14 protein-coding genes, 3 tRNA genes and 2 rRNA genes are annotated in these 19,484 nt (G+C 61.1%); 16 read left to right on the top strand and 3 right to left on the bottom strand.

Features of this window, described 5'->3' with window-relative positions; translation table 11 throughout:
* From ACTIFF_RS16020 to ACTIFF_RS15980, 9 genes are all read left to right on the top strand, one after another.
* Positions 1 to 92: ribosomal RNA gene (locus ACTIFF_RS16020) — 23S ribosomal RNA — on the top strand; the annotation flags it as partial.
* A gap of 118 nt (positions 93 to 210) precedes the next feature.
* Positions 211 to 324 (top strand): 5S ribosomal RNA (rrf, locus tag ACTIFF_RS16015).
* Positions 325 to 617: 293 nt separating this feature from the next.
* Positions 618 to 1,919, top strand: coding sequence for a trigger factor (tig, locus tag ACTIFF_RS16010; RefSeq protein WP_439537726.1), 1,302 nt, complete (start codon positions 618 to 620; stop codon positions 1,917 to 1,919).
* A 97-nt stretch (positions 1,920 to 2,016) separates the two neighbouring features.
* On the top strand, positions 2,017 to 2,634 hold the full coding sequence (clpP, locus tag ACTIFF_RS16005) for an ATP-dependent Clp endopeptidase proteolytic subunit ClpP (RefSeq protein ID WP_306477376.1): 618 nt from the start codon (positions 2,017 to 2,019) through the stop codon (positions 2,632 to 2,634).
* A 42-nt stretch (positions 2,635 to 2,676) separates the two neighbouring features.
* Complete coding sequence (gene clpX / locus ACTIFF_RS16000) at positions 2,677 to 3,942, top strand: ATP-dependent Clp protease ATP-binding subunit ClpX (RefSeq protein ID WP_439537725.1); 1,266 nt, start codon at positions 2,677 to 2,679, stop codon at positions 3,940 to 3,942.
* Between the two features lie 104 nt (positions 3,943 to 4,046).
* Positions 4,047 to 6,461, top strand: a complete 2,415-nt coding sequence (gene lon / locus ACTIFF_RS15995) for an endopeptidase La (RefSeq protein WP_439537724.1) — start codon at positions 4,047 to 4,049, stop codon at positions 6,459 to 6,461.
* A gap of 92 nt (positions 6,462 to 6,553) precedes the next feature.
* Positions 6,554 to 6,629, top strand: a tRNA-Val gene (locus ACTIFF_RS15990).
* A 4-nt stretch (positions 6,630 to 6,633) separates the two neighbouring features.
* A tRNA-Asp gene (locus tag ACTIFF_RS15985) sits at positions 6,634 to 6,710 on the top strand.
* Positions 6,711 to 6,788: 78 nt separating this feature from the next.
* A complete protein-coding gene (locus tag ACTIFF_RS15980) occupies positions 6,789 to 8,693 on the top strand; it encodes a SurA N-terminal domain-containing protein (RefSeq protein WP_439537723.1) in 1,905 nt (634 codons plus the stop codon).
* Positions 8,694 to 8,773: 80 nt separating this feature from the next.
* Here the strand turns inward: ACTIFF_RS15980 and ACTIFF_RS15975 are convergent, their stop codons facing one another.
* Complete coding sequence (locus ACTIFF_RS15975) at positions 8,774 to 9,433, bottom strand: TetR family transcriptional regulator (protein ID WP_439537722.1); 660 nt, start codon at positions 9,431 to 9,433, stop codon at positions 8,774 to 8,776.
* Between the two features lie 150 nt (positions 9,434 to 9,583).
* Between ACTIFF_RS15975 and lysM the strand changes: the two genes are divergently transcribed.
* On the top strand, positions 9,584 to 10,087 hold the full coding sequence (gene lysM / locus ACTIFF_RS15970) for a peptidoglycan-binding protein LysM (RefSeq protein ID WP_439537721.1): 504 nt from the start codon (positions 9,584 to 9,586) through the stop codon (positions 10,085 to 10,087).
* Between the two features lie 58 nt (positions 10,088 to 10,145).
* On the opposite strand, the gene ACTIFF_RS15965 is transcribed toward lysM, so the two are convergent.
* Positions 10,146 to 10,220: transfer RNA gene (locus ACTIFF_RS15965), tRNA-Val, on the bottom strand.
* A gap of 103 nt (positions 10,221 to 10,323) precedes the next feature.
* Between ACTIFF_RS15965 and gltX the strand changes: the two genes are divergently transcribed.
* Positions 10,324 to 11,721 (top strand): glutamate--tRNA ligase, encoded by a 1,398-nt coding sequence (gltX, locus tag ACTIFF_RS15960; RefSeq protein ID WP_439537720.1) that lies wholly within the window; start codon positions 10,324 to 10,326, stop codon positions 11,719 to 11,721.
* A gap of 387 nt (positions 11,722 to 12,108) precedes the next feature.
* A complete protein-coding gene (locus tag ACTIFF_RS15955) occupies positions 12,109 to 13,110 on the top strand; it encodes a toll/interleukin-1 receptor domain-containing protein (RefSeq protein ID WP_439537719.1) in 1,002 nt (333 codons plus the stop codon).
* Between the two features lie 91 nt (positions 13,111 to 13,201).
* On the opposite strand, the gene ACTIFF_RS15950 is transcribed toward ACTIFF_RS15955, so the two are convergent.
* Complete coding sequence (locus tag ACTIFF_RS15950; RefSeq protein WP_439537718.1) at positions 13,202 to 14,005, bottom strand: glycine zipper 2TM domain-containing protein; 804 nt, start codon at positions 14,003 to 14,005, stop codon at positions 13,202 to 13,204.
* Between the two features lie 222 nt (positions 14,006 to 14,227).
* Here ACTIFF_RS15950 and flhA point away from each other — a divergent pair, with 222 nt between their 5' ends.
* Genes flhA through ACTIFF_RS15930 form a run of 4 tightly spaced genes read left to right on the top strand, consistent with a single transcriptional unit; the run spans position 14,228 to position 19,475 of the window.
* Positions 14,228 to 16,339, top strand: a complete 2,112-nt coding sequence (gene flhA, locus ACTIFF_RS15945; protein WP_439537717.1) for a flagellar biosynthesis protein FlhA — start codon at positions 14,228 to 14,230, stop codon at positions 16,337 to 16,339.
* Positions 16,336 to 17,856, top strand: a complete 1,521-nt coding sequence (gene flhF / locus ACTIFF_RS15940; protein ID WP_439537716.1) for a flagellar biosynthesis protein FlhF — start codon at positions 16,336 to 16,338, stop codon at positions 17,854 to 17,856. The genes flhA and flhF overlap by 4 nt, the downstream gene beginning before the upstream one ends.
* The gene (locus ACTIFF_RS15935) at positions 17,849 to 18,727 is read left to right on the top strand and encodes a MinD/ParA family ATP-binding protein (protein ID WP_439537715.1); all 879 of its coding nucleotides are present in this window, start codon (positions 17,849 to 17,851) and stop codon (positions 18,725 to 18,727) included. The genes flhF and ACTIFF_RS15935 overlap by 8 nt, the downstream gene beginning before the upstream one ends.
* A gap of 31 nt (positions 18,728 to 18,758) precedes the next feature.
* Positions 18,759 to 19,475 carry an RNA polymerase sigma factor FliA gene (locus tag ACTIFF_RS15930; protein WP_069037965.1) on the top strand — a complete coding sequence of 239 codons (717 nt, stop codon included), beginning with the start codon at positions 18,759 to 18,761 and terminating at the stop codon, positions 19,473 to 19,475.
* Positions 19,476 to 19,484 lie beyond the last annotated feature (9 nt).

Below are 19,484 nucleotides of genomic sequence, written 5' to 3'. Positions count from 1 at the left end.
GTCGTGGAAGACCACCACGTTGATAGGCTGGGTGTGGAAGTGCAGTAATGCATTAAGCTAACCAGTACTAATTGCCCGTGCGGCTTGACCCTATAACCGTGTGCTCAACACCGCGGCTATACATCAAATTCAAAAGTGCCTCGCGCACAATCACACCATCCTTTACTTCTTCCACATGGCGGGCCAAAACCCCTCCGTGACAAGCTTCAGCCTGGTGCACATAGCGCTGTGGAACCACCCCTTCCCATCCCGAACAGGACCGTGAAACGCAGCCGCGCCAATGATAGTGAGTACTACGCTCGCGAAAGTAGGTCAGTGCCAGGCTACCCTACGCAACAACACAAAACGCCCGATCACATCAACATGTGACCGGGCGTTCGTGTTTCTACTCCTACACGCCGCAATCCAGATAACAACGCCGATATCGGCACCTAGATAAAAAAAGCACGGTGGATCAACGAAGTGAGGAAGTGAGTTGGCTCTTGTCGCTCAGCGATTGCTGGCTGCCCCTTAGCAGGACATCACGTAGTCCCTGTGCTATCCTTTAAGGCTATCCAAAGCTTCAATGCAGGCAGCTTTTTGCCTGTTTTTCTCAATCGATTCAAGGATATTGGCTGATGGCCCAGAGCACCTCTACGACAAACTCACTCGAGCGGACAATCAATATGTCTGTTGCTGCCGCGGACGTCGAAAAAGATGTTGCCGCGCGACTCGTCAAGATGGCACGCACCATAAAGATGCCGGGTTTCCGTCCGGGCAAAGTTCCGATGAAGTTGGTGCAGCAACAGTTTGCGGCCCAGGCGCGCTCTGAAGCCTTCACGGAAGCGGTTCAGATGCAGTTTGGCAACGTGGTACGTGAGCAAAAACTACGTGTGGCGGGCAATCCGAAGATTGAGCCTCTTGAGTCGGCCGATCCTGGGCAGGTCTCGTTCAGTGCAACCTTTCAGGTGTATCCGGACATAGAGCTCGCAGATTTATCCGATGCAGTTCTTGAGCAGGCTGTACTTCCGGTCGGGGATGCCGAGGTTGAGAAGACAATCGAGGTACTTCGCAAGCAGCGCGTAACTTTTTTTGAGGCAGATAAGAAAGCCGCAAAAGAAGACCGCTTGACTATCGATTTTCGTGGCACCCAAGAAGGGGAGCCATTTGACGGTGGCGCCGCAGAAGACTTTCCACTAGTGCTCGGCGCCGGATCGCTTTTGCCCGAATTTGAAGCAAACCTCGAAGGCATGGCTCGCGGCGAGTCCAAAACGTTCCCGCTTACATTTCCCGGCGACTACCAAGCTAAAGATCTGGCCGGTAAGACCGTTCAGTTCGAAGTGAAGATCAAAGCTGTAGAAGCTCCTCGGCTCCCGGAGATCGATGAGGAATTCGCAAAGTCACTAGGCGTTCCGTCGGGGGATGTGTCCTTGCTGAAGGCTGATGTTCGGACAAACTTGCAACGCGAGGTCAAGAAGCGCCTCCACGCCCGAGTCAAGAACGAGGTCATGAATGTGTTGCTTGAAAAGCACACCTTTGAGGTTCCGACTTCACTTTGTGACCAGGAATCGCATCGTCTCGCCGAGGAGGCGCTGTCTAACCTCGCTTCTAGGGGTATGAATGTAAAAGATATTCCTGTCGAGCCGACGTGGTTTCTTGCGCAGGCTGAACGAAGGGTGCGTCTGGGCTTGCTTGTCGCGGAAGCCGTCAAGAAGCACGAGCTTTACGCAAAGCCAGAGCAGATACGCGCAGTTGTGGAAGAGCAGGCACAAAGTTACGAGGATCCGGCCGATGTCGTTCGTTGGTACTACAGCGATACGCAGCGCCTTGCCCAGGTTGAAGCGATGGTGGTCGAAGACAACGTGGTGGACTGGGTGCTTGCAAATGTCAAGGTAACGCCCAAGACGGTGGAGTTCGATGAGTTGATGGCGTCGAACTGACCCACCTCGCTTCGCAATTTATCGGCGATCCAGAGCACGAACCGGTAACCAGATAAACTTGAAGCAGGCAGACCTGCTTCAACAAGGAGTGAAACGAATGATGTCGGAAACCGTAGGCTTGGGTCTCGTGCCCATGGTCATCGAACAGAGTGGTCGTGGCGAGCGGGCGTATGACATCTACTCGCGCCTGCTGCGCGAGCGAGTAATTTTCCTGGTTGGCCCGGTGAATGACTCGACAGCGAACGTGATCGTTGCGCAGTTGTTGTTCCTCGAATCTGAAAATCCGGACAAGGACATCTTCTTCTACATCAATTCACCCGGCGGTTCGGTCACTGCCGGGCTTTCGATCTACGACACAATGCAGTTCATAAAGCCAGCGGTGTCGACGTTGTGCATCGGACAGGCCGCCAGCATGGGCGCGTTTCTGTTGTCGGCCGGTGAAAAGGGCAAGCGTTTCTGTTTGCCGAACTCGCGCGTGATGATCCACCAACCGATGGGTGGTTTCCAGGGACAGGCATCGGACATTGAAATACATGCCCGCGAGATCCTGACTTTGCGATCGAAGCTGAACGCGATCATGGCGCATCACACAGGTCAGCCAATTGAAACAATAGAGCGTGACACCGATCGCGACAACTTCCTGTCCGCCGAGCAGGCCCGTGATTACGGCATTATCGACAAGGTACTGACGACCCGCGCCGAAGGCACGACCTGATCCTTCACGCTGTGCAGTGACTTTGAAGTCTGGAGTAAAGCCATGACCGAAAAAAAATCGGGGTCCGAAAAACTGCTGTACTGCTCCTTCTGCGGAAAGAGTCAGCACGAAGTCAAGAAGCTCATCGCAGGCCCATCGGTGTTCATTTGCGATGAATGCATCGATCTGTGCAACGACATCATCCGTGACGAGATCAGCAGCGAACAATCGGGCAAAGGCGCGCGTAGCGACTTGCCGTCGCCGAAGGAGATCTGCGAAATACTCGACCAGTACGTGATTGGTCAATCGCCGGCAAAGCGAATCCTCGCCGTAGCGGTGTACAACCACTACAAGCGTCTGCGCCACATGTCGCGCAAGGACGAAGTCGAACTGTCGAAGAGCAACATCCTTCTTGTTGGGCCGACGGGTTCGGGTAAGACGCTACTTGCACAAACGCTTGCCCGCCTTCTCAATGTGCCGTTCGTGATGGCGGATGCCACGACGCTTACGGAAGCGGGCTATGTCGGCGAAGATGTTGAGAACATCATCCAGAAGTTGCTGCAGAAGTGCGACTACGAAGTCGAACGCGCGCAGCAGGGCATCGTGTATATCGACGAGATCGACAAGATCTCCCGCAAGTCTGACAACCCTTCGATTACCCGTGACGTATCTGGGGAGGGGGTTCAGCAGGCGTTGCTCAAGCTTATTGAAGGAACGGTTGCCAGTGTGCCGCCGCAAGGTGGGCGCAAGCATCCCAACCAGGACTTCGTTCAGGTGGACACGACGAATATATTGTTCATCTGTGGCGGTGCTTTCGACGGTCTTGAGAAAGTGATCCGCAACCGTACCGAGCAGTTCGGTATCGGCTTCGGAGCCGAGGTGAAAAGTCGCGATAACCGGAATTCAGGCGAAGCGCTCCGCGACGTAGAGCCAGAGGATTTGATCAAGTTCGGCCTGATTCCGGAGTTCGTCGGTCGTCTCCCGGTTGTCGCGACGCTGCAGGAACTCGATGAAGAGGCGCTGATTCAGATACTGATCGAGCCAAAGAACGCGTTGATCAAGCAATATCAGAAGCTTTTCCAGATGGAAGGGGTCGAACTGGAAATCCGGCCAGCGGCGCTGCAGGCCATCGCCGGCAAGGCGCTGAAGCGGAAGACTGGCGCACGCGGGCTGCGAAGCATCATTGAGTCGGCGCTGCTCGACACCATGTACGAACTGCCGGGGATAGATAACGTCACCAAAGTTGTCATTGATGAAGGTGTGATCGAAGGCGAAAGCAAGCCCATCATGCTGTTTGCAGATCAACCCAAAGTGTCAGGATCGAACTGACGCCCGCGAACCGGATGTCGCGTAACGCGGGTGCGCCCTCGAGGTGGCTTGATTCGGGCATCGCCGCCCCAATCTGCCTGACACTGTCGCGTTAAGGAATATCAATGTCCAGCCTTCAAACCGTCCCTGAACAACTGGAGCTTCCGCTCCTGCCGTTGAGGGACGTTGTCGTTTTTCCCCATATGGTCATCCCGCTTTTCGTGGGTCGTCCGAAGTCGATCAAGGCCCTGGAATCGGCGATGGAATCAGGAAAGAGCATCTTGCTCGTCGCCCAGAAGTCGGCCGCAAAGGATGAGCCGAGTCCGGATGATCTTTACCGCATTGGCTGCGTCGCCAACATCCTTCAGATGTTGAAATTGCCTGACGGTACCGTGAAGGTGCTTGTCGAAGGCACCCAACGAGCTACGGTCGAAGACATCGTCGACATCAAGACGTTGTTCATGGCGAACGTCACTACAGTTCCGGCCGTCGAGCAGACCTCACATGAGATTGAGGCAATGCGCCGTGCGCTGATCGGCCAGTTCGACCAGTATGTCAAGTTGAACAAGAAGATCCCGCCGGAAATCCTGACGTCGCTGTCCAGTATCGAAGAAGCGGGTCGTCTGGCAGATACGGTCGCAGCACATCTCCCGCTCAAACTTGAACAGAAGCAAGACATTCTGGAGCTGTTCGGCACCGCGGAGCGAATCGAGCGTTTGCTGTCGCAACTGGAAACGGAGCTCGACATCCTGCAGGTCGAGAAGCGCATCCGTGGGCGCGTGAAGCGGCAAATGGAGAAGAGCCAGCGCGAGTACTACTTGAACGAACAGGTCAAGGCTATCCAGAAAGAGTTGGGCGAAGGTGAGGACGGAGCCGATCTCGAAGAAATCGAGAAGAAGATCAAGGCAGCCGGCATGACAAAGGAAGCCGTCGCCAAGGCGCAGTCCGAACTGAAGAAGTTGAAGCTGATGTCGCCGATGTCTGCCGAGGCGACCGTCGTACGAAACTTCATAGAGACGCTTGTGGGCCTCCCCTGGCGCAAGAAGTCACGTATTTTCAAGGACCTCGCTGAGGCGGAAAAGGTACTCGATCGGGATCACTACGGCTTGGAGAAGGTCAAGGAGCGTATTCTCGAATATCTGGCTGTGCAGCAGCGCGTCGACAAACTCAAGGCGCCAATCCTGTGCCTGGTCGGCCCCCCGGGCGTCGGCAAGACCTCGCTCGGCCAGTCGATTGCCAAGGCAACCAACCGCAAGTTCGTTCGTATGGCGCTCGGTGGCGTTCGGGACGAGGCGGAAATCCGTGGACACCGCCGGACTTACATAGGATCGATGCCGGGCAAGATCCTGCAGAACATGACGAAGGTGGCCGTCAAGAATCCCCTTTTCCTGCTCGATGAAGTCGACAAGATGGGCCAGGATTTTCGGGGTGATCCGTCATCCGCCTTGCTGGAAGTGCTTGATCCGGAACAAAACTCGACGTTTGTCGACCATTACGTCGAAGTTGAGTACGACCTTTCCGACGTGATGTTTGTCGCCACTGCCAACACGCTGAACATTCCTGCGCCACTGCTCGATCGGATGGAAGTGATCCGCCTTTCGGGTTACACGGAGGATGAAAAGGTCAACATTAGCCAACGCTATCTGGTTCCGAAGCAGATCAAGAACAATGGTCTGAAGAAGGAAGAGATTTCGATCACTGAAGATGCCCTGCGCGACATCGTCCGCTACTACACACGGGAAGCCGGTGTGCGCGCACTCGAGCGTGAAGTGTCGAAGATCTGCCGCAAGGTGGTCAAAGGACTGGTGCTGAAGAAGCGCTCGTCGAAGATCATCATCAATGCAAAGAACTTGGACAAGTTCCTCGGCGTCCGTCGCTATACCTTCGGCATTGCGGAGAAGGACAATCAGGTTGGTCAGGTGACGGGTCTGGCGTGGACGGAAGTTGGCGGTGAATTGCTGACGATCGAGGTCGCGACAATGCCGGGCAAGGGTGTCGTGCAGCGCACGGGTTCGCTTGGTGACGTGATGAAGGAATCGGTGGAGACTGCGCGCTCCGTCGTCCGCTCACGCGCCCGTCGTTTGGGGATCAAGGACGAAGTATTCGAAAAGGTCGATCTTCACGTGCACTTCCCTGAAGGTGCGACGCCCAAGGACGGACCATCCGCAGGCATCGCCATCACGACCGCGCTGGTTTCCGCTCTCAGCGGGATTCCCGTGCGTGCTGATGTGGCCATGACGGGTGAAATCACACTGCGTGGTGAAGTGCTCGGCATTGGTGGCCTGAAGGAAAAGCTGCTTGCCGCCGTCCGCGGTGGTATCCGTACCGCATTGATTCCACATGAGAATGTCAAGGATCTTGCGGACATGCCCGACACGCTGAAGAACTCGATCGAGATTGTGTCGGTCAGGTGGATCGACGAGGTGCTTGAACGCGCGCTGGAGCGCAAGCCGGATGCGTTGCCGGACGCCGATCCCGCCGCGACGATTGCCAAGGTCGAAGACGCCGCGGTCGCTGCCGCTGCCGTCATTACACACTGACAGCCAGAGTCAGCACAGCCCGCGACTGACCTCTTGTGAGGTATCATCGCGGGCTGTTTTTCGCAGTGCCCGAAGCTCGCGCAGGAATCGGCGGGTGCTTAGCTCAGTTGGTAGAGCGTCGCCCTTACAAGGCGAATGTCGGCGGTTCGAGCCCGTCAGCACCCACCAGAACGGAGTGGTAGTTCAGTTGGTTAGAATACCGGCCTGTCACGCCGGGGGTCGCGGGTTCGAGTCCCGTCCACTCCGCCAAAACTGACAGCGGGCGAACCTGGGTTCGCCTTTTTCATTTTTCGCGCCTGCTGTACGCAGGCCCCGCGAAAGGTATTTATGTTTGATGCGGTTCGCAACAACAAGCGCGTCGTCCAGGGTGTCCTGCTGCTGATGATCCTGCCGTTCGCGTTCTTCGGCGTTGAATCCTATGTAAACAGCGACGTGCAGCGTGAAGATGCCGCGGTTGTCGGCGGTGCGAAGATTGCGCAGGAAGAATTCACGGCAGCCTTGCGCGACCAGCAGGACCGGTTGCGCGAAATGATGGGCGAGGAATTCGACCCGAAGATCATGGAACGTGCAGAGGTGCGCCGCCAGGCGCTGGACGGCCTGGTGAGCCAGCGCTTGCTGATCCAGGAAGCGCAGCGTACAAACCTGACGGTCCCCGATGCTCGCATGAGTCAGATCATCGCCGCGATCCCCGGTTTTCAGGTTGATGGCAAGTTTTCCGAGGCGCGTTTTGATCAGGTTGCGCAGTCGCAGGGGTACAGCCGAGACGGGCTGCTGGCACGCATCCGTCAGGATCTGCTGATCCGCCAGCTTTACGCCGGGATCGCCGGCAGTTCGTTCGTTCCGGCATCGCTCGCGAAGCGCTGGGCGCAGATGCAGCAGGAGCAGCGCGAAGTCAGCGAGGCGGTCATCACGCCGTTCGAATTCATCGAGCAGATTGCCATCACGCCGGACCAGGTGCGCAAATTCTACGACGACAATCTGAAGCAGTTCGAGGTGCCCGAGCAGGTCAAGGTGGAATATCTGACGCTGAGCGAAGCCGCGCTTGCCGCAACGATGGAAGTGAGCGAAGAAGACATCCGGAAGACTTACGAAGCGGATCAGTCGCGCTACATGCAGGGTGAAGAACGAAAGGCCAGTCACATCCTGTTGACCATCGACGCATCGGCCAGCCCGGATGAGCGTGCCGCGGTTCGCACCAAGGCCGAAGCGCTGCTCAAGACGCTGCGCGCCGATCCGTCAAAGTTCGCCGAACTGGCAAAGGAGAACTCGCAGGATCCCGGCTCGAAGGACGCTGGCGGCGATCTGGGCTATTTCGGACGCGGAACGATGGTCAAGCCGTTCGAAGATGCCGTGTTCGCGCTCAAGCCGGGCCAGATCAGCGGTGTCATCGAGTCTGATTTCGGGGTGCACATCATCCAGCTCACTGAAGTCCGCGGCGGGCAGGGCAAGACGCTGGCCGAGGCGCGTGCGGAGATTGCCGACGAACTGAAAAAGCAGTCGGCGCGCCGTAAGTTTGCCGAACTGGCCGAGGTATTCAGCAACACCGTGTATGAGCAGGCCGATTCACTCGCACCGGCCGCTGAGAAGCTCGGCCTTCAGGTCAAAACCAGCCCGTTGATTCCGAAGGGCTTCCTGATGCCCGCGCCGTTCGATAATGAAAAGCTGCGCGATGCAATTTTCTCGGAAGACGCCGTGAAGAACCGCCGCAACACGCAGGCGATCGAAACCGCACCCAATACATTGGTATCTGCACGTGTCATCGAACAGCTGCCTGCTTCCGTGAAACCGTTCGAAAGCGTGCAGCCGGAAATCGAAAAGCAGCTTGGACTTGCGGCCGGGGAAAAGATGGCGCGCGAGCGGGGCGAGGCCGCCATCGCCAAATTGAAGGCGGGAGAAAACGCGCCGTTGAACTGGTCGCCGCCGCAGGATGTGTCCCGCGCCCAGGCGCAGGGACCGGCTGCGGAGATGGTGCGTGCCATATTCAATGCGCCCGCCAACGCGCTGCCGGCCTATCTTGGCTTCCCGATGGGTAACGGAGGCTATGCGGTGTTCCGCATCAGCGCGGTTAAGCAGCCGAAGGAAGCACTGGACCCGCAACGCATCGAAGCGATCAAGGCCCAACTCGATCAGACCGTTTCGCAGGATGACTTTGCAGCCTATCTGGGTTCGCTGCGTCAGCGCTATCCGGTCACCATCAACAGCAAGGCGCTCGAAGCGGCGAAACAGCAGTAGCCACGGCACATGCACCCCAATGAAAAGGCCGCCTGAAAGGCGGCCTTTTCATTGGGGTGCTTCATTTCATCGAGGCGGCTTCAGCTTGCAGGATCCGGAACGGGGGCATTGCGCAGACCGATCAGAAAGGTATCGACAAGCCACGGCGCGGACTTCTGCAGGTCGAAGTCGCGCCGTTCGATCCAGCTGCGCATCAGACCGCCGATGAATGCATGCATCGCCTCTGCCGTTTCGCGTGGCGGGAGGTGCAGCGGCAACTGCCCGATGCGCACTGCCGCGCCGAAGACGACTTCCAGCATATCGAGGCAGCGGCTGTGTGTTTCGAGTTCGCGGGTGCGCAGGCGGTCGAAGTCCGGTCCGCCATCCAGCTTGCAGAACTTGATTTCAAATACTGCCTGAACACGCTCGCAGTCGGTCAGCATGCGCAGCACGCGGATAGCGTCATTGCGCAGAAAGCCGAGCGGATCAGCGCCCGGGTCGGCTGCGAGGTCGCCCAGCATGGCCTGCATCGGCGTTGTGACGCGTTCGCAAACGGCTTCGAAAATGTCTGCCTTGTTTTCGAAGTGCCAATACACGGCGCCGCGTGTATGGCCCGCACTTTTTGCGATGTCGTCCAACGTCGTGCCGGCAACCCCTTTTTCGCGAAAGCAGCGTTCCGCGGCATCAAGAAGCTGCAGCCTCGTTGCTTCAGCTTCTTCTTTGGTGCGTCGAACCATATGAGGCAATCTTTTTACAAACAAGCTTGAATGTATATAAGTACTCGTGACGCGTCAAACCTGCAAGTGGCGGCCGTGCATCAGACCGGCTCAAGCGGTTTCGACAGCCTCGCTTCCGGGGTCGGCTATCATGAACCCACGACAACATTGTTACTACAACACAGGAGGCACGACATGGGATTGCTGAATTTCCTGAAAGATGCGGGTGAAAAGCTTTTTGGTTCCGGTGAGGCCAAGGCTGCAACCGAGCAGGTCAAGGCGGCGCCTACACCGGAGAACCGTGCAAAGCTCGACCGTGCCGCAGGCGACGCCATCAAGACGTACATCGAAAAGATGGGCTTGTCGGCCACTGCGCTTAACGTTTCGTTCGACGGCAGCACCTCGACATGCACGGTTTCCGGCACCTGCGCGGATCAGGCGACCCGCGAACGTATCGTGCTGTCGGCCGGCAACGTGGCCGGTGTCTCTTCGGTGCAGGACCAGCTCAATGTGCTCAATCTCGAACCCGAAGCGCAGTATCACGATGTGAAGTCGGGCGACAACCTGTCGAAGATCGCCAAGACCTACTACGGCGATGCCAACAAGTACCCCCTGATCTTCGAAGCCAATCGTCCGATGTTGTCGCACCCGGACAAGATCTACCCCGGACAGAAGTTGCGCATTCCGCCCAAGCCCTGACCATCTGCACACCTGCAAGGCAAAAAAAAGCCCGAACCTCGGTTCGGGCTTTCAAGATTGGTGGGCAGTACTGGGATCGAACCAGTGACCCCCGCCGTGTGAAGGCGGTGCTCTACCGCTGAGCTAACTGCCCTGCATTCGTGACAGGGCGCGAATACTAGCGGTTAAGCGAAGTGCCGTCAAATGGCTGGGGTGCTGGCGGTACAATCGCGCGCTCATCTTTCGCAGGCATTGCCATGACTCAAGTTGTCCGCACGCGATTTGCGCCGAGTCCGACCGGTTACCTCCACATCGGTGGCGCGCGCACGGCGCTGTTTTCCTGGGCGTACGCCCGCCATCACGGTGGCCAGTTCGTGCTGCGCATCGAAGATACCGATGTGGCGCGTTCGACGCCCGAGGCGGTGCAGGCGATCATCGACGGCATGAAGTGGCTCGATCTGGGACATGACGAGGGGCCGTTCTTCCAGATGCAGCGCATGGATCGCTACAAGGAAGTGATTGCGCAACTGCTGGAGCAGGGTCATGCCTACCGCTGCTACACCACGCAGGAAGAACTCGACGCGCTGCGCGAACAGCAGAGAGCCAGCAACGAAAAGCCTCGATACGACGGTCGCTGGCGCCCAGGGCCCGGTCGGACGTTGCCCGAGCCGCCTGCAGGCGTCGAGCCGGTCATCCGCTTCTGCAATCCGGTCACTGGCGTGGTGGCGTGGGACGATCAGGTCAAGGGCCGCATAGCGATCGCCAATGATGAGCTGGACGACCTGATCATCGCGCGCGCCGACGGCACGCCCACCTACAATTTCTGTGTCTGCGTCGACGACTGGGACATGGGCATCACCCACGTCATCCGGGGCGACGATCATGTCAATAACACGCCGCGCCAGATCAACATCCTGCGCGCGCTGGGCGCTGCCGTGCCGCAGTACGCCCACCTGTCGATGATCCTCGGCGACGATGGCCAGAAGCTGTCGAAACGGCACGGTGCGGTCAGCGTCATGCAGTACGACGAAGACGGCTATCTGCCCGAAGCGGTCATCAACTACCTGGCGCGGCTGGGCTGGAGTCATGGCGATGACGAAGTCTTTTCGCGCGAACAGTTTGTCGGGTGGTTCGATCTCGACCACATCACGCCGTCGGCGGCGCAGTTCAATACCGAAAAGCTGCGCTGGCTGAATGCGCACTATCTGAAGCTGTCCGACAATGGCCGGCTGGCGGCGGATGTGGCGAGCCGCCTGGCGCGTCGTGGTGTCGATCCGGAGACCGGACCGCAGCTCGAGCCGTTGATCGCGCTGTACAAGGACCGTGCGGCCACCCTGGTCGAACTGACCGATGCGCTCGAAGCCTTCTACATCGACCTTCACGTGTCGCCCGACATGCGTGCGCAGCACCTCACGGATCCGGCGCGCGACGCGCTGCGCAAGCTGGCTGCACGTCTTGAAAGTGCGCCATGGGAAAAGGCGGCGCTTTCGTCCGCGATCAAGGAAACCTGCGCCGAGTGCGGCATGAAGATGCCGCAGGTGGCGATCCCGCTGCGCGTGGCGCTGATCGGCCAGCCGCAGACGCCGTCGATCGATGCCGTGCTGGAAGCATTTGGTCGAGAGCGCGTGCTGGCCCGTCTGGCGCGCGTGTGCTGAATCAACGCGGCCCGGACTTGTCGGGACGCGCATGCCCACTTCTGTCATCGTGATCCGCACCGCGCGCATCTCATGGCTTTTTGCGGCGCATGCGGCATCACGTGTCGCGGTGCCGTGTTGCATGCCTGCGCGACCGGGTTGACCGGGTGCCGGACCTTGCCCGATCGGTCACTTGAAAAGCGGCCGCTTCAGGTCCGACAGGCTTGCCGGGTCGCAAGGCAGCTTGAGAATGCAGCAGCGCGGCGCCGACTCAGCTTCTGCACCGGGTTTCCGTGTCGATCGGTTCCCGGGCAATGCCAGTCCGATGGCCGACTGTTGCGCCAGCTGTTCCGGGCATACACTCGGCGATGTGTGAGCTTTCCACCGTGGCGCAGCCCGGCTCCCCGCATGAACCGGATATTCATCAGCTACCGCAGTGCCGACGGCACCAAGGACGCCAGCCGGCTGGCTGACGATCTGGGCGACGCTTTCGGTGCCGAGCAGGTCTTTCTCGACCGACATGACCTGAGGGGTGGCGGCAGCTGGCGTGAGGCGATCGACAACGCCATCGGCAAGCGGCCAGTCGTGCTGCTGCTGATCACGCCAGCCTTCTTCGGCGCGCGTCGCGATGATGGCCACCTGAGAATCGAGGATGCGGACGATCCGGTACGAGGCGAGATCCTGTCTGCGATCGCTGCCGGCGCGACCGTGATGCCGCTGCGCGTCGATGGCACGCCGATGCCGACAGCCGACAGCCTGCCCGAGTCCTTGCGCGCCGTTATCGACTGGCACGCATTGCCGCTGCGTACCGACGATTGGTCGGCCCTTGATCTGCCGCGCATCGTCGCTGACATCGAACAATTCGGTGTGCCGCGTTCGGCAGAAAAGCGGGTCGCCAGCGCGGCCGGGAAACGTCGCCTGATCCTGAGTTCCGGCATAGCGCTCGCAGCCGTTGCGGGTGCCGGCGTGCTGCTGCGTTCCGCCCATCCGCCCGTCGACGTGCCCGCACCTGCGCCCACTGCGCCCGCTGCGCCGAATACGCTGGATGGCGACTGGCTTCTTGTTTCCGCCGACGGACAGCGCACACCGGCGCACCTGCGCCAGCGCGGCGATGCGGTCGAATTGCGATCCGAGCCGGTGCGCATCGACAGTCGGCCGGAATGGGCAGCGTACATCGCATCGCTGGCGGTCGACGGCACGCAGCTGTCGCACGTGCGCTACACCGCGCGCGGCGAGCTTTTTGGCGATGAGCTCGACATGGCGCTGATGCTGATCAGTGGCGACGGCAGCTTCGAAGTGGCCGGTGGCAACCTGCATGTGCGAAGGTCAGCCGATGCGCGAACGCTTGAAGGCAAGGTGTCGCTGAATACAGGTGATGAAGAAGTGGTGCGTCTTGAGCGCATACGCTGACGCTCGAACCGCAAACAAAAAGAGGGCACCCCTGAGGTGCCCTGAAAACATCCTCACGGAGAGAGAGGAAGAGGAATTCTGAAACGACCGGCTAGTCGGCCTGGACAAGGTTGCCGTTCTGCAGCTTCACCTTGTCGCCGACGTGCCAGCTTGGTGCGGTGTCCAGCGTGACCGTACGATAGTCACCGTTGTTCATGCGCACGCCGACCTCATGCCGGGTCGTCTTGCGCTGTGTCTTTTCGATCTGATGGCCAGCATAGGCGCCACCCGCGATACCGATGATCGTCGCCACGGTGCGCCCGCTGCCTTTGCCGACATTGTTGCCGAGCAGGCCACCCACCACACCACCTGCCGCAGCACCCAGTCCGCTCGGATCGGCGGCTGCCTGTACTTCGCGAATCGACTCGACGATACCGCAGTCTATACACAGCGAGGCGGGAGCTACCCGGTAATCGTTCTCAATACGGTACGAATTCGTGCGCGACGCGTCGATCTGTTGTTCGATGTCACGCGGCGGCGCCGCCGTGATGTCGATGCCCGGATCGTAGGTGCGGTCTGCCACGCGCACCGGACGCGCGTCGGCGTACTGCATCGGCTCGGTCTTCTTCGGCGGTACCGCTTTCGCGACCGGCCTGTCAGCGGCGACCGGCCTGGCCGGTGCCTGCGTGACGACCGGCGCTCCTGCGATCGGTGCAACCGGTGTCACCGCCGTCGCAGCCAGTGGATCGATGCTGGCCGCGGCGACCACCTGAGCCGGTGCCGGCTCGGGCGAGCGTTCGAGCATTCCGGTCATCGACGCGATACCGACCGCACTGAAGGCGGTGATCGAAAGCGCAGCCACCCACAGCGCCGGGTGCAGCGAGCGGGCGGAAGCAGTGCGGGCGTGTGTGTTCATCGTGTTCTCCTGTGGGTGAAACGCATGAGCAGCAGTAACGCATGCCCAAGTTAATGAAAGCGACCCCCGTTTGTAAGGATCCATTTCCGGAACGAATCTGCCGCCCGCGTGCGCATGCTGCAGGCTCCGGTCAGGCGATGCCGTTTCAGTCGCGCCAATAGCCGGGGAAAACCCCGCTTCTTTCCAGGGTTCGGGAGGGCCCCGGTGCGCTGAAATACTGCCATGGCTTCCTCTCTCTCGCTCCGGCAGGCAATCGGCACACCTAACCTTCAGCAACTGGCTGCGCCGATACTGATCATCCTCATCCTGTCGATGATGGTGCTGCCGCTGCCCACCTTCGTGCTGGACGTGTTCTTCACCTTCAACATCGCGCTGTCCGTGATGGTGATGCTGGTGGCGCTCTACACGACGCGCGCACTCGATTTTTCGGTTTTCCCGACGGTCCTGCTGGTGACCACGCTGCTGCGGCTGTCGCTGAACGTCGCCTCTACGCGTGTCGTCCTGCTCGAAGGCCACACCGGACCGGATGCTGCGGGAAAAGTGATCGAAGCGTTCGGCCACTTCCTGGTCGGCGGCAATTACGCGGTCGGCATCGTCGTGTTCATCATCCTGACCGTCATCAATTTCGTGGTCGTGACCAAGGGCGCCGGACGGATCGCCGAAGTCGGCGCGCGTTTCACGCTGGACGCGATGCCCGGCAAGCAGATGGCGATCGACGCCGACCTCAACGCCGGCCTGATCGGTGAGGAAGACGCGCGTCGCCGGCGCAAGGAAATCGCCGACGAAGCCGATTTCTACGGCTCGATGGACGGCGCGTCGAAGTTCGTCCGTGGTGACGCGGTCGCCGGCATCATGATCCTGCTGATCAATGTGATCGGCGGCCTGCTGATCGGCGTCTTGGAGCACGACATGAGCGCCGGCGAAGCCGCCAAGGCCTATGTGCTGCTGACCATCGGCGACGGTCTGGTGGCGCAGATTCCGGCGCTGATCATTTCGATCGCCGCCGGTCTGGTCGTTTCGCGCGTCGGCAGTGGCCAGGACGTCGGCGGTCAGGTCATCAGCCAGTTGTTCGGCGACCCGCGCGTACTGGCCATTTCTGCGGGCATCCTCGGCCTGATGGGCATGATCCCCGGCATGCCCAACTTCGTGTTCCTGCTGCTCGCGTCGGTACTGGGTTATCTGGCATGGCGCGGTGTGAATGCCCAGGCGGAACCGAAGGCGAAGGAAGTCGCCGAGAAGGCGGCCGCAGCACAGGCAGCCGATGGCGCCAATGTGGTGATGCCCGAGTCGCAGGAAGCAGCATGGAGTGACGTGGTGCCTGTCGATACGCTGGGGCTCGAGGTCGGTTACCGCCTTATCCCGCTGGTCGATCGCGGTCAGGACGGCGAACTGCTGAAGCGTATCCGCGGCCTGCGCAAGAAATTCGCCGCCGAAATCGGCTTCCTGACTGCGCCGGTGCACATCCGCGACAACCTTGAACTCAAGCCCAACGGTTACCGCATTACGCTCAAGGGCGTCGATGTCGGCAGCGGCGAGGCCTATCCGGGCAGCCTGATGGCGATCAACCCGGGCCGGGTGGCCGGTGCACTGCCCGGCCGTGAAGCGAAGGATCCGGCGTTCGGCCTGCCGGCCGTGTGGATCGAACAAGGTCTGCGAGAACAGGCGCATGCGCTGGGTTACACCGTCGTCGATGCCGCCACCGTGGTGGCGACACACCTGAATCACCTCATTCTGAGCCACGCCGCGGAACTGCTCGGCCGGCAGGAAGTGCAGGCGCTGCTCGACCACGTCGGCAAGGATCAACCGCGGCTGATCGAGGACCTGGTGCCCAAGGCGCTGCCGCTCGGCACCGTGCAGCGCGTGCTGCAGAGCCTGCTGGAAGAGGGCGTGGCCATCCGCGACATGCGTTCCATCATCGAAACACTGGCCGACTATGCAGCGCGCACCCAGGACACGCTGGAACTGACCTCCCGCGTCCGTGTTTCGCTGGGCCGCTCCATCGTGCAGCAGCTGTTCCCGGGCAACGCCGACGTGCAGGTCATGGTGCTCGACCCGGGCCTCGAACGCCTGCTCGGTCAGGCGCTGGGCGCCGGCGGCGATGGCTCGGTCATCGAACCGGGTCTGGCCGACACGCTGATGCACGAAGTTGCGCGCAGCGCGCAGCAGCAGGAAGAAATGGGTCTGCCCGCCGTGCTGCTGGTACCGGCGCCACTGCGCTGGCTGCTGTCGCGCTTCCTGCGTCGCGCCGTACCGAGTCTGAAAGTTGTTGCCAATTCCGAAGTTCCTGAAACACGCACCATCAAAGTGACCTCTGTCATCGGAGTCAAATCATGACGCCTCGCAAATATCTCGCAGCCAGTGCGCGCGACGCACTTCGTCGCATCAAGGAAGAACTCGGGCCGGACGCCATCGTGCTGTCCAACCGACCGGTCGAAGGCGGGGTGGAAATCCTTGCGCTGCCGGCCAACGCACTCGACGCGATGACGGCGGCGGCCAGAAAGCCGGCGCAGAAGGCGGAACCGGTCGCCGTGGCGCCGCAAGCCGATGACGAGGACTTTCAGCTCACCCTGTCGAGCACTGTCGCTGCACGCAGCGCCGCGCCAAGCGCGGCCCGGGTGGCTGTCGCGAGCACCGAGGTGCGCGCACCGAAGCCCTGGCAGCCGTACAAGCCCCGTCCGGCCACGCCGAGCGAACTGCGCGACATGGCTTACGGCCGCGATATTCCGGCCGCCAACACCCGCATGGAACAGATGCGGCCCGAGGCTGAGCCGATCGATCCGGTGCAGCTCGGCGCCCACGCCGAAGTCGCGCAGCGTCGTTCGGCCCCCGAGGCCATTCCGGCGCAGCAACGCGCCACCGTGCCGGTGGCCGACCGGGCGCCCGAAATCGACGGTGCCCTGCGCGCCGAACTGGGCAGCATCCGCCGCATGCTCGAGCAGCAGCTGGCCGGCTTCGCCTGGGGAGAAATGTCGCGTACCTCGCCGCTTAACGCCACGCTCGCCGGTGAAATGCTGGAGTCCGGCTTCAGCGCGACCACCACCTACCGCCTGCTTGACCAGCTGGGCGCCTCCGATTCTCTGGCCGCCGCGCGCAACGAACTGCGTACGCTGATCGGCCGCGATCTGATCACGCTCAACTCCGACGCCGACATCATCGACCGCGGCGGTGTGTATGCGCTGGTCGGCCCGACCGGTGTCGGCAAGACCACGACCACCGCCAAGCTGGCCGCGCGTTGCGTGGTGCGGCACGGTGCCGACAAGGTAGCGCTGCTGACCACCGACGGCTACCGGATCGGCGCCCACGAACAGCTGCGGATCTATGGTCGCATTCTCGGCGTGCCGGTGCATGCCGTGCGCGACGCCTCCGACCTGCGCCGCATGCTGGTCGAACTGCGCGACAAGCACATGGTGCTGATCGACACCGTCGGCATGAGCCAGCGCGATCAGGCGGTGACCGAACAGATCGCCATGCTGTCATCCAGCGGTGATGTACGCCGCCTGCTGCTGCTCAATGCGGTGGCCCGTGCGGATGCGCTCGACGACGTGGTGCGCGCCTATTCGGCGCCGAATGGCGGGGCCGATCTGGCGGGCGCCATCATCAGCAAGGTCGATGAGTCGGTGACGCTCGGGCCGGTGCTCGACGTGCTGATGCGCCACCAGTTGCCCCTCTTCTACGTCGCTAACGGCCAGCGCGTGCCGGAAGACCTGCACCTGCCCAATCGCGCCTATCTGCTGCATCGCGCACTGCGCGCGGCCGGTGAGGATTCGCCGCAGCACCTGTCGGCGCAGGATGCCGGACTGGTCATGGCATCGTCGCGTCGCGCCGCACGCAGCGAGGTGAGCCGTGGCTGATCCGATGAAGGACCAGGCCGCCGGTCTGCGCGCCATGTTCCGCCGCTATCCGACCCAGCGCATCAGCGTTGCGGGCGCGATGGCGGGCGTCGGTGCGACCTCGGTGGCGCTCGGCGCCGCAATCGAAGCCGCACGCAGCGGCCTGCGCGTGACCGTCATCGACGAACATCAGGGACTGGGTTCGGCGACCGCCCGGCTGGGGCTGACTTCCCGGCTCGACCTGTTGCAGGCGATCAACCGCGATGCGCCGCTGGCGTCGGTACCGCTGCTGTCGCAGCACGGCGTGTCGGTGGTGCCGGCGGCGCGTCTTGCGCAGAACTCGAGACAGCTGAACCGACTGCAACTCGAGGCGCTGGATGAAGCACTGATCGAACTGACGCGCGAAACCGAGTTGCTGATCGTCGATTGCGCACTCGAAGAATCACAACTGTCGGCGCTGGCCCGTCGCGCGGACCGCCTCGCAGTGGTGACGGCAGCATCCGGTGTCAGCGTCACCGCTGCGTACGCGCTGATCAAGCGTCATCTGACCGGCAATGCGCCACTGTCGGCCGGGGCGGTGCGTCCGGTTCATGTCGGTGTCAGCCGCGCGCGCTCGGTGTCGGACGCCCGCCAGGCGTTCGCGAGCCTGAATGGCGTGGTGAGCGAGCACCTCGGCAGCGCGCTGCACTGGCTCGGTTGCCTCCCCGCGGGCTATCAGCGGCCGAATTTTGTGGTGGCGGGTGACGATGCCCTCAAGATCGGACGCGATCTTGCCGAAAAGCTCTTCGTGACCCGCGAGACCGAAAAACCCGGTATGTTGATGCCGCACAACGACACACAGTCCGGCGATCCGGCCGGACTGCCAGATGGGCTTTCGGCACGCGTAGCCTGATCGCGCAGCCGGCCGAAGCAGAGGACGACCTATGTATACCGCATCCGGAACACTGGACCGCGACCAGCTCGCCAAGCACTATGCGCCGCTGGTCAAGCGCATCGCCTACCACCTGATGGCCAAGTTACCGGCCAGCGTGCAGGTCGAAGACATCATCCAGAACGGCATGCTCGGGCTGCTTGATGCGATGAACCGCTATGAAGAAGGCCTCGGTGCGCAGTTCGAGACCTATGCCGTGCAGCGCATCCGCGGAGCCATGCTCGACGGCTTGCGCGAGAACGACTGGCTGCCGCGCAGCCTGCGGCGCGACATGCGCCGCATCGAAACCGCGATCACCACGCTGGAGCAGGCCAAGGGCCGCCAGCCGACCGAAGGTGAACTGGCCGAATCGCTCGGCATGCCGCTGGGCGAGTACCAGAAGATGCTGCAGGAAGCGCGTGGCTACCAGCTCGTCTATTTCGAAGATTTCACCAACGGTGACGACGACGATTACCTGGATCGTCACAGCGTCGGCACCGAAGATCTCGATCCGCTCGCCCGGCTGCTCGACAAGAACATGCGCGACGTTCTTGTTCGCGCCATCGGCGACCTGCCGGATCGCGAAAAGACCGTCATGGGCCTGTACTACGAAGAAGACCTGAACCTGCGCGAGATCGGCGAAATCCTCGGGGTTTCGGAATCGCGCGTGTGCCAGTTGCACAGTCAGGCCATCGCGCGCCTGCGCAGTCGCATCTCGGCGCGCACCTGAGCGCGCGCC

This window comes from Methyloversatilis sp. (assembly GCF_051861465.1).
Classification (GTDB): Bacteria; Pseudomonadota; Gammaproteobacteria; order Burkholderiales; family Rhodocyclaceae; genus Methyloversatilis.
This window is presented reverse-complemented; position numbering and strand designations above follow the sequence as displayed.

Bases quoted from the DNA above. Each gene is read 5' to 3' on its own strand.
- tig (WP_439537726.1), top strand. From the start codon at position 618: ATGGCCCAGAGCACCTCTACGACAAACTCACTCGAGCGGACAATCAAT.
- clpP (WP_306477376.1), top strand. From the start codon at position 2,017: ATGATGTCGGAAACCGTAGGCTTGGGTCTCGTGCCCATGGTCATCGAA.
- clpX (WP_439537725.1), top strand. From the start codon at position 2,677: ATGACCGAAAAAAAATCGGGGTCCGAAAAACTGCTGTACTGCTCCTTC.
- lon (WP_439537724.1), top strand. From the start codon at position 4,047: ATGTCCAGCCTTCAAACCGTCCCTGAACAACTGGAGCTTCCGCTCCTG.
- ACTIFF_RS15980 (WP_439537723.1), top strand. From the start codon at position 6,789: ATGTTTGATGCGGTTCGCAACAACAAGCGCGTCGTCCAGGGTGTCCTG.
- lysM (WP_439537721.1), top strand. From the start codon at position 9,584: ATGGGATTGCTGAATTTCCTGAAAGATGCGGGTGAAAAGCTTTTTGGT.
- gltX (WP_439537720.1), top strand. From the start codon at position 10,324: ATGACTCAAGTTGTCCGCACGCGATTTGCGCCGAGTCCGACCGGTTAC.
- ACTIFF_RS15955 (WP_439537719.1), top strand. From the start codon at position 12,109: ATGAACCGGATATTCATCAGCTACCGCAGTGCCGACGGCACCAAGGAC.
- ACTIFF_RS15950 (WP_439537718.1), bottom strand. From the start codon at position 14,005: ATGAACACACACGCCCGCACTGCTTCCGCCCGCTCGCTGCACCCGGCG.
- flhA (WP_439537717.1), top strand. From the start codon at position 14,228: ATGGCTTCCTCTCTCTCGCTCCGGCAGGCAATCGGCACACCTAACCTT.
- flhF (WP_439537716.1), top strand. From the start codon at position 16,336: ATGACGCCTCGCAAATATCTCGCAGCCAGTGCGCGCGACGCACTTCGT.
- ACTIFF_RS15930 (WP_069037965.1), top strand. From the start codon at position 18,759: ATGTATACCGCATCCGGAACACTGGACCGCGACCAGCTCGCCAAGCAC.